Consider the following 15,773-nt stretch of genomic DNA (forward strand, 5'->3'; position numbering starts at 1 on the left):
AACATCTGCGCCCACTTTGACCGACGAGGTACAGCATGCGTCGCCCTATGGTAGCTGGTAACTGGAAGATGCACGGTACCCGCGCCAGCGTCGCTGAGCTGATCAACGGCCTTCGTGACTTGGCCTTGCCGAGCGGTGTTGATGTAGCGGTATTCCCGCCTTTGTTGCATGTCAGCCAAGTGGTTGATGGCTTGAAAGGAAAGTCGATTTCGATCGGCGCGCAGAATTCTGCAGTGGAATCCGGGCAAGGTGCACTGACCGGCGAGGTCTCGCCAAGTCAGTTGGTGGATGCAGGTTGTTCCCTGGTGCTTGTCGGGCACTCCGAGCGTCGCCAGATTATGGGCGAGCAGGACGCAACGCTGATCCGCAAGTTCGCAGCGGCACAGGCAAGCGGCTTGATTCCGGTGTTGTGTGTAGGGGAGACCCTCGAGCAGCGCGAAGCGGGGAAGACCGTTGAGGTTGTCTCGCGTCAGCTGAGCAGCATCATCGACGAGCTGGGTGTCGGTGTTTTTGCAAGCGCAGTAATTGCTTACGAGCCGGTCTGGGCCATTGGTACCGGGCTGACTGCTTCGCCGCAACAGGCGCAGGATGTGCATGCAGCCATTCGTGCCCAGTTGGCGGCAGAAAATTCTGAAGTCGCACAAGGTGTGCGGCTTCTATACGGCGGCAGCGTGAAGGCGGCCAATGCGGTCGAACTGTTCGGCATGCCGGATATCGATGGAGGCCTCATTGGTGGGGCTTCCCTGAATGCAGATGAGTTCGGTGCGATTTGTCGCGCCGCGGGAAACTGAAAAAATGCTGGAAACAGTCGTAGTCGTTTTTCATCTGCTGGGTGCATTGGGCGTAGTTGCTCTCGTATTGCTGCAGCAGGGTAAAGGTGCGGATGCTGGCGCGTCTTTCGGAGCAGGTGCTTCAAATACTGTGTTCGGAAGCCAAGGTTCCTCTACCTTTCTTAGTAAGTTTACTGCTATACTTGCCGCAGGTTTTTTCATAACCAGCTTGGGGTTAGGTTACTTTGCTAAAGAGAAGGCTCACCAGCTGACTCAAGTAGGTCTCCCAAACCCGGCGGTACTGGAAGTTCCAAAGCAACAACCGGCTTCTGATGATGTCCCGGTGCTTCAAGAGCAAAAGTCGGCTACTCCAGCGACTGACGTGCCTCCAGCTCAAGAGCAGAAGTAAGAAGGGTTTCAAACGTAGTATTGCCGAGGTGGTGGAATTGGTAGACACGCAACCTTGAGGTGGTTGTGCCCATAGGGTGTAGGGGTTCGAGTCCCCTTCTCGGTACCAATTAGTCAGGAGAGCCCGCAGTTGCGGGCTTTCTTGCAGGTGGAAGGTTACATTGACCCTGTAGGGGATCGGTCGTATACTTCCGCCCCAGCTTTGTCGCGGGGTGGAGCAGTCTGGTAGCTCGTCGGGCTCATAACCCGAAGGTCGTCGGTTCAAATCCGGCCCCCGCAACCAGTTTAAGGAGCCCCTTTTAAGGGGCTTTTTGTTAGCTGGACACTTTCAACGCCGCTGTTCGACGGCGTTTCAAGGATGGGCGTTTCGCCCATTTTTTTATTTTGCATAGCATGCACATACATGCACTAGGGGGTTCAGGTGTCGAGCAAGCTAGAAGAGTTGCAGGCCTTGCTGGCCCCGGTGGTCGTGGCCCTAGGCTATGAATGCTGGGGTATTGAGTTTTCGGCCCAGGGTCGCCACTCAATGTTGCGCGTTTATATCGATAAAGAGGGTGGCGTGCTGGTGGACGATTGCGCCATTGTCAGCCGTCAAATCAGCGGTGTGCTGGATGTTGAAGATCCAATCTCCGTTGAATACACCCTTGAAGTTTCCTCGCCTGGCATGGAACGCCCACTGTTCACTCTTGAGCAGTTTGCAAAATTTGCCGGTGAACAAGTGAAGATCAAGCTGCGCTCGCCTTTTGAAGGTCGACGCAACTTTCAGGGCCTTCTGCGCGGTGTAGAAGAGCAGGACGTCGTGGTGCAGGTTGAAGACCATGAGTTCCTGTTGCCGATCGATATGATCGACAAGGCCAACATTATTCCCAGTTTTGACTGAGACGCGGATCCCGCGGATCCAATGGCTTGCGAAAGGCGAGGCGTACGATGAGCAAAGAAGTACTGCTGGTTGTTGAGTCGGTATCCAACGAAAAGGGTGTACCGGCAAACGTAATTTTTGAAGCGCTGGAGCTGGCCTTGGCCACTGCTACCAAAAAGCGTTTCGAGGACGAAGTTGATCTGCGTGTGGAAATCAATCGCCACACCGGTGCTTATGAGACTTTCCGTCGCTGGACGGTCGTCGAAGAAGCAGACCTGGACGATCCGGCCATTGAAACCTGGCCGAGCAAGGTTGCAGAGACGCATCCTGGTGCCAAGGTCGGTGACGTCGTAGAAGAAAAAATCGAGTCCATCGAATTTGGTCGCATCGCTGCACAGACTGCCAAGCAAGTCATCGTGCAGAAGGTTCGCGAAGCCGAACGCGCTCAGGTTGTTGACGCTTACCGCGAACGCCTGGGTGAAATCATCTCCGGCACCGTGAAGAAAGTGACCCGCGACAACGTGATCGTCGATCTGGGCAACAACGCTGAGGCGTTGCTGGCCCGTGAAGACATCATTTCTCGCGAAACCTTCCGGGTGGGTGTGCGCTTGCGTGCACTGCTCAAGGAAATCCGCACCGAGAACCGCGGCCCGCAGCTGATCCTGTCGCGTACCGCGCCGGAAATGCTGATCGAGTTGTTCCGCATCGAAGTGCCGGAAATTGCTGAAGGCCTGATCGAAGTGATGGCTGCATCCCGTGATCCGGGTTCGCGCGCCAAGATCGCCGTCCGCTCCAAGGACAAACGCATCGACCCGCAGGGCGCTTGCATCGGTATGCGCGGTTCGCGCGTCCAGGCAGTGTCGGGCGAGTTGGGCGGTGAGCGTGTGGACATAGTCCTGTGGGACGACAACCCGGCTCAGTTCGTAATCAACGCCATGTCCCCGGCTGAGGTTGCGGCAATTATCGTTGACGAAGATGCCCACGCAATGGACATCGCCGTTGGCGCAGACAATCTGGCTCAGGCCATCGGTCGCGGTGGTCAGAACGTGCGTCTGGCTAGCCAGTTGACTGGCTGGACCCTGAACGTGATGACCGAATCGGACATCCAGGCTAAGCAGCAAGCAGAAACCGGCGACATCCTGCGCAACTTCATCGAAGAGCTTGAAGTCGATGAAGAACTGGCTCAGGTGCTGGTAGATGAAGGCTTCACCAGCCTGGAAGAGATTGCCTACGTACCGTTGGAAGAGATGCTCAACATCGACGGCTTTGACGAAGACATCGTCAACGAGCTTCGCGCTCGTGCCAAGGATCGTTTGTTGACCAAAGCCATCGCTACTGAGGAAAAGCTGGCAGACGCCCATCCGGCCGAAGACCTGCTCTCGCTTGAGGGTATGGACAAGGATTTGGCGATGGAACTGGCGGTGCGCGGCGTAATTACCCGCGAAGACCTGGCCGAGCAGTCTATTGACGATCTGCTCGACATCGACGGCATTGACGATGATCGTGCCGGCAAGTTGATCATGGCCGCCCGAGCCCACTGGTTCGAGTAATTAGGCGCGGCCTGAGGAGAGAAGTGCATGACGCAAGTCACGGTGAAACAACTGGCCGATGAGGTCAAAACACCGGTAGAGCGCCTGTTGCAGCAGATGCGTGAGGCAGGTCTGCCGCACACCGCCGCCGAAGAAAGTGTGACTGACAGTGAGAAGCAATCGTTGCTGACTCACTTGAAAAGCAGCCACAAGGCGAAAGTGGAAGAACCACGCAAGATTACGCTGCAGCGTAAAACCACCAGCACCCTGCGTGTTGCTGGCAGCAAAAGCATCAGCGTTGAAGTACGCAAGAAGAAAGTCTTCGTACAGCGCAGCCCGGAAGAAATCGAAGCCGAGCGCAAGCGTGAACTGGATGAACGTCGCGCAGTAGAAAATGCTGCACGTCAGAAGGCTGAAGAAGAAGCCAAGCGTCGCGCCGAAGAAGAAGCGCGTCGCCAGCCTGCTGCTGCGCCGACCGCTCCAGCCGAACCTGTTGCTGCGCCTGTTGCAGTGGCCGAGCCTGTGCGTGAAAGCGCACCGGTTGTGGCTGCCGCACCGGCTGCAGACGCTCGCAAGCGTGACGAGCCGCGCCGTCCGGACAAGCCACGTGCCGACGATAACAATCGTCGCGGTGGTGGCGATGGCGAGCGCAAAAACGCTCCGCATCGTGCTTCGGTCAAGGAAAAAGCACCTGCGCCACGCGTTGCCCCACGTACTACCGACGAAGAAAGCGATGGCTTCCGTCGCGGTGGTCGCGGCAAGGCCAAGCTGAAGAAGCGCAACGCCCACGGTTTCCAGAGCCCAACCGGCCCTGTCGTGCGTGAAGTGAAGATCGGCGAGACCATCACTGTTGGCGATCTCGCTCAGCAGATGTCGGTCAAGGCTGCTGAAATCATCAAGTTCATGTTCAAACTGGGTACTCCAGCGACCATCAACCAGGTACTGGATCAGGAAACTGCCCAACTGGTTGCTGAAGAACTGGGCCACAAAGTGACCCTGGTCAGCGATACCGCCCTGGAAGATTCCCTGGCAGAGTCCCTGAAGTTTGAAGGTGAGGCTGTTTCCCGTGCGCCAGTCGTGACCGTAATGGGCCACGTTGACCACGGTAAAACTTCCCTGCTCGACTACATCCGTCGTGCCAAGGTTGCTGCTGGCGAAGCCGGTGGCATTACCCAGCACATCGGTGCATATCACGTTGAAACCGACCGTGGCATGGTGACGTTCCTCGACACCCCTGGTCACGCCGCGTTTACCGCAATGCGTGCCCGTGGTGCCAAGGCGACCGACATCGTGATCCTGGTGGTTGCAGCGGACGACGGCGTAATGCCGCAAACCATCGAAGCCGTTCAGCATGCTCAGGCTGCTGGCGTTCCGCTGGTTGTTGCTGTGAACAAGATCGACAAGCCAGGTGCTGACCTCGATCGCATCCGTAGCGAACTGTCGGTCCACGGCGTGACTTCGGAAGAGTGGGGTGGCGATACTCCATTCGTACCGGTCTCGGCGAAGATGGGTACCGGTGTCGACGAACTGCTCGAAGCCGTATTGCTGCAAGCCGAAGTCCTGGAACTGACTGCAACTCCTTCGGCTCCTGGCCGTGGTGTCGTGGTTGAATCGCGTCTGGACAAGGGCCGTGGCCCGGTGGCTACCGTTCTGGTTCAGGACGGTACCCTGCGTCAAGGCGACATGGTCCTGGTCGGTTCGAACTACGGTCGCGTTCGGGCCATGCTCGACGAGAACGGCAAGCCAATCAAGGAAGCCGGTCCGGCCATCCCTGTCGAAATTCTCGGCCTGGACGGTACCCCGGACGCTGGCGACGAGATGAGCGTGGTTGCCGACGAGAAGAAAGCCCGTGAAGTGGCTCTGTTCCGTCAAGGCAAGTTCCGCGAAGTCAAACTGGCTCGCGCTCACGCCGGCAAGCTGGAAAACATCTTCGAAAACATGGGGCAGGAAGAGAAGAAGACGCTCAACATCGTCCTCAAATCCGACGTCCGTGGTTCGCTGGAAGCGTTGAACGGTGCCTTGAACGGCCTGGGTAACGACGAAGTGCAGGTGCGTGTGGTCGGTGGCGGTGTCGGTGGTATCACCGAATCCGACGCCAACCTGGCACTGGCTTCCAACGCTGTACTGTTTGGCTTCAACGTGCGTGCCGATGCCGGTGCTCGCAAGATCGTCGAGCAGGAAGGTCTGGATATGCGTTACTACAACGTGATCTACGACATCATCGAAGACGTCAAGAAAGCCCTGACCGGCATGCTCGGCAGCGATGTTCGCGAGAACATCCTGGGTATCGCCGAAGTACGTGACGTGTTCCGCTCGCCGAAGTTTGGCGCGATCGCCGGTTGCATGGTTATCGAAGGTGTTGTTCACCGTAACCGTCCAATCCGTGTACTGCGTGAAGACATCGTTATCTTCGAAGGCGAGCTGGAATCCCTGCGCCGCTTCAAGGATGACGCTTCCGAAGTACGTGCCGGCATGGAATGCGGTATCGGCGTGAAGAGCTACAACGACGTCAAAGTCGGTGACAAGATCGAAGTCTTCGAGAAGGTTCAGGTTGCTCGCAGCCTCTAACTCGCGCACTTCAGGAGCCGTGATGGCCGGTCGCACTCAATCGTGCGACGCATCACCCGGACTCTAAACGCAACGCCCGGTCTGGCTTCTGTCAGGCCGGGCGTTTGCCGCTTTCAGACCTCACGGGTTTCACCGTGGGGCAGTTACAGGTAACAAGACATGGCAAAAGAATATAGCCGTACCCAACGTATCGGCGATCAGATGCAGCGCGAGCTGGCACAGCTGATCCGTCGCGAAGTCAAAGACCCGCGCGTCGGCCTGGTCACCATTACTGCTGTGGAAGTCAGCCGTGACGTCGGTCATGCCAAGATTTTCATCACCGTGATGGGCCAGGACAGCGCTGAAGACATCGCTCAAAGCATCAAGGTGCTGAATTCCGCCGCCGGTTTCCTGCGTATGCAACTGGCTCGCGAAATGAAGCTGCGCAGCGTCCCGCAATTGCACTTCCACTACGACGAAAGCGTCGTGCGCGGTGCGCATCTGTCGGCATTGATCGAGCGCGCTGTGGCTGAAGACAATCAGCATCCGGTTGCGGCAGAAGCCGAAGACACCAAGGAGTAATCGGTGGCTCAGGTCAAACGTATCCGTCGTAATGTCAGCGGAATCATCCTGCTCGACAAGCCGCTGGGGTTCACCTCCAACGCAGCTTTGCAGAAGGTCCGCTGGTTGCTGAACGCCGAGAAGGCCGGTCACACCGGCAGTCTCGATCCGCTGGCCACCGGCGTTCTGCCGCTGTGCTTCGGTGAAGCCACCAAGTTCTCGCAATACCTGCTCGATTCGGACAAGGGTTACGAGACGTTGGCGCAACTGGGCAAAACCACCACCACGGCGGACGCCGAAGGTGAGGTTCTGCAGGAACGCCCGGTGACCGTTGGTCGCGCCGATATCGAAGCTGTCCTGCCGGATTTTCGTGGGCAAATCAGTCAGATACCGCCGATGTACTCGGCCCTCAAGCGGGATGGCCAGCCGTTGTACAAGCTGGCGCGTGCTGGCGAAGTAGTGGAGCGCGAACCGCGTTCTGTTACTATTGCGCGCTTGGAATTGCTGGCCTTCGAAGGTGATACTGCGCGACTGGCAGTGGATTGCAGCAAAGGCACCTATATTCGTACCCTCGTGGAGGATATTGGTGAAAAACTCGGTTGTGGCGCTTACGTTGCAGAACTGCGACGTACCCAGGCCGGGCCTTTCACGCTGGCCCAGACCGTCACCCTGGAAGAGCTGGAAGCGGTACATGCCGAAGGCGGCAACGAAGCGGTTGATCGCTTCCTGATGCCATCGGACAGCGGCCTGCTCGATTGGCCGTTGTTGCAGTTCTCGGAGCACAGCTCGTTCTACTGGCTCAACGGCCAGCCGGTTCGCGCCCCGGATGCACCGAAGTTCGGCATGGTACGGGTACAGGATCACAATGGTCGCTTCATCGGTATCGGTGAAGTGAGCGAAGACGGGCGCATCGCGCCGCGTCGACTGATTCGGTCAGAATGACCGAACGAGTGTGGCTGTCAGCAGGCACGGTCACTACTCATTTTTAGATACAGGGATTTGTCCCTGGCCTGTTGAAACTGTTTTTCGACAAACAGTTTCCTGATAAAAGGATTGCCTCATGGCTCTCGACGTTCAAGAAAAAGCTCAAATCGTTGCTGACTACCAGCAAGCTGTTGGTGACACTGGTTCGCCGGAAGTGCAAGTAGCACTGCTGACCGCCAACATCAACAAACTGCAAGGTCACTTCAAGGCCAACGGTAAAGATCACCACTCCCGTCGTGGTCTGATCCGCATGGTTAACCAGCGTCGCAAGCTGCTGGACTACCTGAAAGGCAAGGACGTGAGCCGTTACAGCGCTCTGATCGCTCGCCTGGGTCTGCGTCGCTAATAAGCGATTGCGCTAGAGGTTGGTTGTCTGTCGTGCACCAGCGGGTTTCCCGCCAGTGCACGGCAGGCTCCCAGCCTCAAGTTTTATCTGGATACCTGCTTTACCTGAGTAGCACCTGGACAATTGTGTCGGGCCGATTCCCGGCGTTGCCCAAGAATTTCGCAAGAAACCCGTTTCCCCAAGAGCCACAAAAGAAGGTAGGACACCGTGAACCCGGTAATCAAAAAATTCCAGTTCGGTCAGTCGACCGTTACCCTCGAGACTGGCCGAATCGCCCGTCAGGCCTCCGGCGCAGTATTGGTCACCGTTGACGACGACGTCAGCGTATTGGTGACCGTAGTCGGTGCAAAACAAGCCGATCCAGGCAAGGGCTTCTTCCCTCTGTCTGTTCACTACCAGGAAAAAACTTACGCTGCCGGTAAGATCCCTGGCGGTTTCTTCAAGCGTGAAGGCCGTCCTTCCGAGAAAGAAACCCTGACTTCCCGACTGATCGACCGTCCGATCCGTCCGCTGTTCCCTGAAGGCTTCATGAACGAAGTGCAGGTTGTCTGCACCGTCGTTTCCACCAGCAAGAAGACCGATCCGGACATCGCTGCGATGATCGGTACTTCGGCAGCCCTGGCGATCTCCGGCATTCCTTTCGATGGCCCGATCGGCGCTGCCCGCGTTGCCTTCCACGAAAGCACCGGCTACCTGCTGAACCCGACCTACGAGCAACAGGCTGCCTCGAGCCTGGACATGGTCGTTGCCGGTACTTCGGACGCCGTATTGATGGTTGAATCGGAAGCCAAAGAGCTGACCGAAGACCAGATGCTGGGCGCGGTACTGTTTGCTCACGACGAGTTCCAGGTTGTGATCAACGCGGTCAAGGAACTGGCTGCCGAAGCTGCCAAGCCAACCTGGACCTGGGCTCCAGCGCCAGAAGCCACCGAACTGCTGGGCGCTATCCGTGCCGAGTTCGGCGAAGCGATCTCCCAGGCCTACACCATCACCGTCAAAGCCGACCGTTACGCTCGCCTGGGCGAGTTGAAAGACCAGGTTGTTGCCAAGCTGTCCGGTGAAGAAGGCCAGCCTTCCGCTTCCGACGTCAAAGCGGCTTTCGGTGAAATCGAATACCGCACCGTTCGCGAAAACATCGTTAACGGCAAGCCACGTATCGACGGTCGCGACACCAAGACCGTACGTCCGTTGAACATCGAAGTCGGTGTCCTGCCAAAAACCCACGGTTCGGCCCTGTTCACCCGTGGCGAAACCCAGGCCCTGGTCGTTGCAACTCTGGGCACCGCCCGTGATGCACAGCTGCTGGACACCCTGGAAGGCGAGAAAAAAGACCCGTTCATGCTGCACTACAACTTCCCACCGTTCTCGGTAGGCGAGTGTGGTCGCATGGGTGGTGCCGGTCGTCGTGAAATCGGTCACGGCCGTCTGGCCCGTCGTTCGGTTTCGGCCATGCTGCCTGCCGCCGACGTGTTCCCGTACACCATTCGCGTGGTTTCGGAAATCACCGAATCCAACGGTTCGAGCTCGATGGCTTCCGTTTGCGGTGCTTCCCTGGCACTGATGGACGCTGGTGTGCCGATGAAGGCGCCAGTTGCCGGTATCGCCATGGGTCTGGTTAAAGAAGGCGAGAAATTCGCTGTTCTGACCGACATCCTGGGTGACGAAGACCACCTGGGCGACATGGACTTCAAGGTAGCCGGTACCGCCAAAGGCGTCACCGCGCTGCAGATGGACATCAAGATCAAGGGCATCACCGAAGAGATCATGGAGATCGCTCTGGGCCAAGCCCTGGAAGCGCGCCTGAACATCCTCGGTCAGATGAACCAGATCATTGGCCAGTCGCGTACCGAATTGTCGGCCAACGCTCCGACCATGATCGCGATGAAGATCGACACCGACAAGATCCGTGACGTTATCGGGAAAGGTGGCGCGACCATCCGTGCGATCTGTGAAGAAACCAAGGCTTCGATCGATATCGAAGACGACGGTTCGATCAAGATCTTCGGCGAAACCAAGGAAGCAGCTGAAGCAGCACGTCAGCGCGTTCTGGGTATCACCGCTGAAGCCGAGATCGGCAAGATCTACGTCGGTAAGGTTGAGCGCATCGTCGACTTCGGCGCATTCGTCAACATCCTGCCTGGCAAGGACGGTCTGGTGCACATCTCCATGCTGAGCGATGCTCGCGTTGAGAAAGTGACCGACATCCTCAAGGAAGGTCAGGAAGTGGAAGTACTGGTACTGGACGTGGACAACCGCGGCCGTATCAAGCTGTCCATCAAAGACGTAGCAGCTGCCAAGGCTTCGGGCGTTTAATCAGCCCTTCAGCCTGATGGCTTCAACGTTGTAGAAAATGCCCCGCAGTGAAAGCTGTGGGGCATTTTTTTGTCCGCAGAAAATTGAAGCGACTTGGAAGTTGCCTGACCCTAAAGTCAGTGCTAGGTTTAGCCCACCGCCCGTGTAGCTCAGCCGGTAGAGCAGCGCACTCGTAACGCGAAGGTCGCAGGTTCGATTCCTGTCTCGGGCACCAGCGACACTCTGTTTTCAGATGATCCCGAATGGTTCTGAAGGCCAGACAAACCGCGCTTCATACGGTTTTTTGCGTCAGAGAGATCCTTGATGATCCAGATCCATCTTCCATTCCCCAGATCAGCGAGAACGCCATGACCGTTAAAGAGTTGACCCAAGAAGCCCGCCACGAAGAAGCGCTCAAGAAATACTTGATCGACTCACCCCAGTTAGCCGATGAGATCAAGGACCTGCCCGCCGACGATCAGAAAGATCAGATCCAGTGGGCGTTCGAGGATGAGGCGGAGGCCCAGGGCCTGCAGCCTTGGGAGTTGACGCTCAAGTACACCTGCACCCCGCAAGAGTTCGAGGCCAAGCGCCTGGAGCTGCATAAGGAAGCTGCCGAAGTGTTGGGCGTCGAGTGGGAAGAGTACTGCGAGATGAATAATCTGGTGGTTTGACACTCATGTAGGAGCGAGCCTGCTCGCTCCTACAGTTCGATGTGATCAGAGACTCAAGCGCATCGACAGATCCACCGCTTTCACATCCTTGGTCATCGCACCAATCGAGATGTAATCCACGCCAGTTTCGGCGATCGGCAGCAGCGTGCTTTCATTGATCCCGCCGCTGGCCTCCAGTTTTGCCTTGCCGCCGTTCAGGCGCACGGCTTCGCGCATGTCATCCAGGCTCAGTTCGTCGAGCATGATGATGTCTGCCCCGGCCGCCAGGGCTTCTTTGAGCTCATCCAGGCTTTCTACCTCAATCTCTACCGGTTTGCCCGGCGCGATCTTGTGCGCGGCGGCAATGGCCTGCGCAATGCCGCCACAAGCAGCAATATGGTTTTCCTTGATCAGGAAGGCGTCATACAGGCCGATGCGGTGGTTGTGACAACCGCCGCAGGTCACGGCGTACTTTTGCGCCAGACGCAGCCCCGGCAGGGTTTTGCGGGTGTCGAGCAGCTTGACCTGGGTTTCGCCAACGAAGTCCGCCAGGTACTGCGCGCGAGTGGCCACACCGGACAGCATTTGCAGGAAGTTCAGCGCGCTGCGTTCGCCGGTCAGCAGCGAGCGCGCCGGACCTTCGAGGTGGAACAGCGCCTGATTGGGTTTCACCCGCTCGCCATCGGCGACTTGCCAATGCACTGCGACCCGTGGGTCCAGTTGCCGGAAAACCGCGTCGACCCAAGCGGTGCCAGCAATGACGGCAGCGTCGCGAGTAATGATGGTGGCTTTGGCCAGGCGTTCGGCCGGGATCAGCTGCGCGGTGATGTCGCCGCTGCCGATGTCTTCGAGCAACGCGCGGCGCACGTTGGCTTCGATTTCGGCGTTCAGATCGGCGAGACGTAGATTCGGCATAACGGACTCCACAAACAAAGTGGTCCGATTATAGGGCCATGCCGCGGAGCAACCCAAGGCGTGCGAAAGATTGTCGGCGCAGCGAAACATGCATTTGGTCGATTCCCGCAAGCAAATACCGCCCGTACTGGTCTGTATTTCCATGGAGGAACACGGGTCGCTGGTACCGGGGTGGTTTTTTGCAAGATAATCGCGCCTTGCAATTGACGTCATGACTTTGACGATTCGTGGAATCATTGTTTCAGGGGGACCGGGATGCACAACGACGGGAATGTAGTGCCTTTGCACAAGGCGCCTACCGATCAGGCGATTCATACGCCGCTCACCCGCCTGCCTGTGATTCTGCTTCAGGTTCGCGACAAGGCTGTGCTGCAGCTCAGGAAAGGCCTGCAGGCGCTGTTTGACAATGCGGACGACACACTTTTTGAAATGACGGATCGGGCTCGAGATAGCATCGAGCAGAACATTTACTTTCAGGCCATGCGCGATTTGCGCCTCAAGCGCAAAAGTATCGAGCGGCTTTTTTTCGATCAGATCTTCGAGGCATTTGCTCGTCTTTCCCGCTACGACGTAACACCTGTGAACGGCTCCATGGCGCTGTCGGCCGGCGCTTCGTTTGCGCAGCCCGGCGACGAGCTGGAGCGCACAGTCGCGGTAGAAGCGATGGTCAATAAAATACTGGATCGTGACGGTTTGGCGCTCGACCAGCTCACCGCACGCCTCAGTACGCTGTTGGGCAAGACGCTGATTGAAAGGCACAACCCTTTGGGGCCGACGTTGCTGTGTGAGTTTTTCCTGCGGGCCGGGCGCAATCTCGGGGTAGAGATCAAGGTCAAGTTGATTATCCTCAAATTGTTCGAGCGCTATGTGCTCAACGATGCTGACCAGCTCTATGGTGAAGCCAACCAGTTGTTGGTAGTCATGGGCGTGCTGCCCGATCTCCAGCCCGTCCCGGCGCGAACGATTGCTACGTCTGTCGAAACGCCTGTGGCCGTTGAGTCGCAAGTGTCAGCACTCGACGACAGCCTGCCACCGGTGTTTCTGCCATTGCAGCACCTGTTGTCCCAGGTGCGCGGCCGTTTCACGCCAATCCTCGAAGCAAGCGCGCCCGCACAGCCGATTTCCTCACGGGACCTGTTGCGGCTGCTTTCGTACTTGCAGCAATACGTGCCGACGCACGCCAGCCAGGACGATTTCGATCTGCGCAATCAGCTGGGACAGTTGCTGACTCGCGTCAGTGTCAAAAGCGGCAAGTCGCGCGTGGTGGGGGTGGCGGATGAAGATGTCATCAACCTGATCGCCATGCTGTTCGAGTGCATCCGCCACGACCGCGACTTGCCGCAGAGCCTCAAGGCGTTGGTTGGCCAGTTGCAAATCCCGATGGTCAAGGTGGCGGTTCTGGACAAGCGTTTTTTCAGTCGCGGCGATCACCCGGCCAAGCGTCTGCTCAATGAAATAGCCAGTGCCACGCTCGGCTGGAGCAGCTGCGACGATGTTCAGCGCGATAGCCTGTACTTGCGCATCGAACAGGTGGTGAAGCGGTTGTTGAATGACTTCGTCGATGACCCGACGATTTTTTCCGATCTGCTGGCTGACTTCCTGGCGTTCATCGCCGATGAGCGGCGTCGCAGTGAATTGCTGGAGCAGCGCACTCGTGATGCTGAAGAAGGCCGGGCGAAAGCTGCGCTGGCCCGTCAACATGTCGAACAGGCTTTGAATCTGGCCTTGTTGGGCAAAAGTCTGCCGCGCAGCGTGGTGCTGTTTGTTCAGGACGCCTGGAGCAAAGTGTTGCTGCTGACCTTTCTCAAGCATGGTCATCAATCGACGCAGTGGCATGCGGCTGTGCAGACCATGGAGCAGTTGATCTGGAGCGTTCAGTGCCATGACGAACCGGACGCGCGTTCGCGCTTGCTGGCGCTGGTGCCGGGCTTGCTCAAGGCGTTGCGCGAAGGCCTGAGTGGTTCGACGTTCGATCCGTTCGCCACCAGTGAGTTTTTCAGTGAGCTGGAAGGTTTGCATGTTCAGTTGTTCGAGCCTGAGCCTCATGCGCCAAAGGACGCGCCGGAGTTGGTTCAGGTGCTCGAAGCAATGGTCTTGCAGTCAGCCGATGAAGGACCGGTACAGGCCACTGCGGTGCCTTTGTCGGCCGATGATATCGGGCTGTGGCACGTGGACCAGTTGCGCCTTGGTGGCTGGGTCGAGTTCCAGGAGGATCAGGACAATACGCTGCGCTGCAAGCTGGCAGCGATTATCGACGTCACGGGCCATTACATTTTCGTCAACCGCACTGGTATGAAGGTGCTGGAGCACAGCCGTGCGAGCCTGGCCCTGGAGTTTCGTCGCGGTACGGTGCGTACGCTCGATGACACCTTGCTGTTTGATCGGGCGCTGGAGACGGTGATCGGCAATCTGCGACGCCTTGAGCGCGGCAAGTGATCGCATCCCGGGGGGCTATCGCGGCATACTGACGGCCAACACACTTGTCGTTGAAGGAATCGGTATGCAGTTGGACCCCGCGAGCGGTTGGTGTCAGGACGTGCGTTTGTGCCCCTCGCCCAACTTCAATGCGCGCCCCGAGGGCGAAATTTCCCTGCTGGTGATCCATAACATCAGCCTGCCGCCGGCGCAGTTCGCCACGGGCAAGGTGCAGGCGTTTTTCCAGAATCGTCTGGATGTCACGGAGCACCCCTACTTTGAGGGGATTGCCGATCTGCGGGTGTCCGCACATTTTCTGATTGAGCGTGACGGTACGGTTACCCAGTTTGTCTCTTGTCTTGAGCGCGCCTGGCACGCTGGCGTTTCGAATTTCGAGGGGCGGGAAACCTGTAACGATTTTTCCGTGGGCATTGAATTGGAAGGCACGGATGATCTGCCATTCACCGATGCTCAGTATGATGCGTTGACCGGGCTGACTCGGCAGTTGCAAGCGGCGTTCCCGGCGATCACTGCACAGCGGATCTGTGGGCATAGCGACATCGCCCCCGGGCGCAAGACGGATCCGGGGCCGGCGTTCGACTGGGCACGCTATCGCGCAGCCCTGGCAAAAGAGGAAGGACAATGAGTTTTCTGGTGTTGCTGTTGGCGGTCTGGATCGAGAAGTTTTCGGCCCTGCGCCATCGGGTTCAACGCGATGGCGGCTGGGTTCGCGAGCTGCACAAGCTTGAGCTCAGCCCGCGTCTGGTGCAGCGTCCATGGCTGGTTCTAGCGGTACTGGTGCTGTTTCCCGTTGCGCTACTGGGCCTGCTGCTGGTGGTGATTGACCCGGTGGCTTACGGTCTGCTGGCCTTGCCGGTACACCTGTTGGTGGTTATCTACAGCCTGGGGCGCGGAGATCTGCTTGCCGGTCTTGGGCCGTTTCGCGATGCCTGGCGTCGAGAAGATCTGCAAGCGGCGGCCCATGTCGCCAAGCGCGATCTGGATATCTGCGCCGACAGCGGCGAACAACTGCTGGAGCGGGTTGAAGGGCATTTGCTGTGGGAGGCTTACCAGAGTTTCTTTGCGGTGATTTTCTGGTACTTCCTGTTGGGGCCGGTCGCCGCCTTGAGCTACCGCCTGCTGGCCCTGGCTGAAGAGCACGGGCAAAACCCGGCCGTGGTCGAGCGCGCAGGGCAATTGCGTCACGCATTCGATTGGGTGCCGGTGCGCTTGCTGGCCGCGAGCTTTGCCCTGGTCGGCAATTTTGTTGCTGTCAGCCGGGTGATGTTGCACGAATTGCTGAACTGGAACATCAGCGCTGCTCAGTTGATCGAGAAGGCTGGGCGGGTGGCCGCGGAAATTCCTGCACCGGTCGCAGGGCCCGACGGCATCAACAATCTCGACCGGCTCTGGGAGTTACTGCTGCGAGCGGCGGTGCTGTGGTATGCCGGTTTTGCATTGTGGACTGTCTTGCCCTGAAGCGATTGATCCCTG

General features: G+C 58.0%; 14 protein-coding genes and 3 tRNA genes. 16 read left to right on the forward strand and 1 reads right to left on the reverse strand.

What is annotated here, in order from left to right; all coding sequences use genetic code 11:
- Positions 1-35: 35 nt before the first annotated feature.
- The 13 genes from tpiA to ASD60_RS16215 all read left to right on the forward strand — a co-directional run bounded on the left by tpiA (position 36) and on the right by ASD60_RS16215 (position 10,970).
- A complete protein-coding gene (gene tpiA / locus ASD60_RS16155; protein ID WP_056854967.1) occupies positions 36-791 on the forward strand; it encodes a triose-phosphate isomerase in 756 nt (251 codons plus the stop codon).
- 4 nt (positions 792-795) lie between these two features.
- Positions 796-1,179: a preprotein translocase subunit SecG gene (gene secG, locus ASD60_RS16160; protein ID WP_017336473.1), complete on the forward strand. Its 384-nt coding sequence runs from the start codon at positions 796-798 to the stop codon at positions 1,177-1,179.
- 22 nt (positions 1,180-1,201) lie between these two features.
- Positions 1,202-1,287, forward strand: a tRNA-Leu gene (locus tag ASD60_RS16165).
- 97 nt (positions 1,288-1,384) lie between these two features.
- Positions 1,385-1,461, forward strand: a tRNA-Met gene (locus tag ASD60_RS16170).
- A gap of 138 nt (positions 1,462-1,599) precedes the next feature.
- Entirely contained in the window at positions 1,600-2,058 is a 459-nt protein-coding gene (gene rimP, locus ASD60_RS16175) for a ribosome maturation factor RimP (protein ID WP_007973115.1), read from the forward strand.
- Between the two features lie 47 nt (positions 2,059-2,105).
- A complete protein-coding gene (gene nusA, locus ASD60_RS16180) occupies positions 2,106-3,587 on the forward strand; it encodes a transcription termination factor NusA (protein ID WP_056854968.1) in 1,482 nt (493 codons plus the stop codon).
- A gap of 27 nt (positions 3,588-3,614) precedes the next feature.
- Positions 3,615-6,134, forward strand: coding sequence for a translation initiation factor IF-2 (gene infB, locus ASD60_RS16185; protein WP_056854969.1), 2,520 nt, complete (start codon positions 3,615-3,617; stop codon positions 6,132-6,134).
- Positions 6,135-6,293: 159 nt separating this feature from the next.
- Positions 6,294-6,695, forward strand: coding sequence for a 30S ribosome-binding factor RbfA (gene rbfA, locus ASD60_RS16190; RefSeq protein WP_034148332.1), 402 nt, complete (start codon positions 6,294-6,296; stop codon positions 6,693-6,695).
- Positions 6,696-6,698: 3 nt separating this feature from the next.
- Positions 6,699-7,616 carry a tRNA pseudouridine(55) synthase TruB gene (gene truB, locus ASD60_RS16195; protein WP_056854970.1) on the forward strand — a complete coding sequence of 306 codons (918 nt, stop codon included), beginning with the start codon at positions 6,699-6,701 and terminating at the stop codon, positions 7,614-7,616.
- A 118-nt stretch (positions 7,617-7,734) separates the two neighbouring features.
- On the forward strand, positions 7,735-8,004 hold the full coding sequence (gene rpsO, locus ASD60_RS16200; protein WP_011332409.1) for a 30S ribosomal protein S15: 270 nt from the start codon (positions 7,735-7,737) through the stop codon (positions 8,002-8,004).
- 207 nt (positions 8,005-8,211) lie between these two features.
- Entirely contained in the window at positions 8,212-10,317 is a 2,106-nt protein-coding gene (pnp, locus tag ASD60_RS16205) for a polyribonucleotide nucleotidyltransferase (RefSeq protein ID WP_056854971.1), read from the forward strand.
- Between the two features lie 138 nt (positions 10,318-10,455).
- Positions 10,456-10,531, forward strand: a tRNA-Thr gene (locus ASD60_RS16210).
- A gap of 133 nt (positions 10,532-10,664) precedes the next feature.
- Positions 10,665-10,970: a DUF6388 family protein gene (locus ASD60_RS16215; RefSeq protein WP_056855256.1), complete on the forward strand. Its 306-nt coding sequence runs from the start codon at positions 10,665-10,667 to the stop codon at positions 10,968-10,970.
- 45 nt (positions 10,971-11,015) lie between these two features.
- Here ASD60_RS16215 and nadC read toward each other — a convergent pair whose 3' ends face one another.
- A complete protein-coding gene (nadC, locus tag ASD60_RS16220; RefSeq protein WP_056854972.1) occupies positions 11,016-11,864 on the reverse strand; it encodes a carboxylating nicotinate-nucleotide diphosphorylase in 849 nt (282 codons plus the stop codon).
- Between the two features lie 255 nt (positions 11,865-12,119).
- Between nadC and ASD60_RS16225 the strand changes: the two genes are divergently transcribed.
- The 3 genes from ASD60_RS16225 to ampE all read left to right on the forward strand — a co-directional run bounded on the left by ASD60_RS16225 (position 12,120) and on the right by ampE (position 15,758).
- A complete protein-coding gene (locus ASD60_RS16225) occupies positions 12,120-14,300 on the forward strand; it encodes a DUF1631 domain-containing protein (RefSeq protein ID WP_056854973.1) in 2,181 nt (726 codons plus the stop codon).
- A gap of 64 nt (positions 14,301-14,364) precedes the next feature.
- Entirely contained in the window at positions 14,365-14,925 is a 561-nt protein-coding gene (ampD, locus tag ASD60_RS16230) for a 1,6-anhydro-N-acetylmuramyl-L-alanine amidase AmpD (protein WP_056854974.1), read from the forward strand.
- Positions 14,922-15,758, forward strand: coding sequence for a regulatory signaling modulator protein AmpE (gene ampE, locus ASD60_RS16235; protein ID WP_056854975.1), 837 nt, complete (start codon positions 14,922-14,924; stop codon positions 15,756-15,758). Before ampD ends, ampE begins: the two co-directional genes overlap by 4 nt.
- Positions 15,759-15,773: the final 15 nt, after the last annotated feature.

Origin of the sequence: Pseudomonas sp. Root562, assembly GCF_001427125.1 — a bacterium.
Classification (GTDB): Bacteria; Pseudomonadota; Gammaproteobacteria; order Pseudomonadales; family Pseudomonadaceae; genus Aquipseudomonas.